The 411-nt window shown below is 35.3% G+C and carries 1 pseudogene; it reads right to left on the reverse strand.

From position 1 onward, the window contains the following. Positions 1 to 411: pseudogene (locus DW721_RS16235) on the reverse strand (hypothetical protein); the annotation flags it as partial.

The raw sequence follows: 411 nt of genomic DNA on the forward strand, positions 1-411 counted from the left end.
AGCTATATCCGGTATTGACATTTCACATTCTTCATACAATGTCTCGATTTTTCCTTCAATTTTTGCATCTTTCATAGAATTTTCCCATGCTCTGCACATATCAATTACCTCCTCTTCGTCATTCCCAGCAAATTTTGCCCCGGTTATTATATTTATCAATTCTACCGCTTCTTTTTCTACATGATTAAATCTTGAGTTTCCTTTTATCCAGCTACCGTCTTTATCACTTTGGTGTTTGATAAACTGTATCACTGCCCCTAAGTCAGTTTTGAATTTATCGAAATTTTCGTCTGATATTTTTGCCGGTTCTATAAGATTTATCTTATAATCCGGTACATACGACAGTAATTCAACATTATCAACTGACAACATTTCATGTATGCTTTTTGCACCATCCCAGTCTCTATCCCC

Origin of the sequence: Clostridium sp. AM27-31LB (assembly GCF_003480745.1) — a bacterium.
In the GTDB taxonomy this organism is placed as follows: Bacteria; Bacillota; Clostridia; order Lachnospirales; family Lachnospiraceae; genus Butyribacter; species Butyribacter intestini.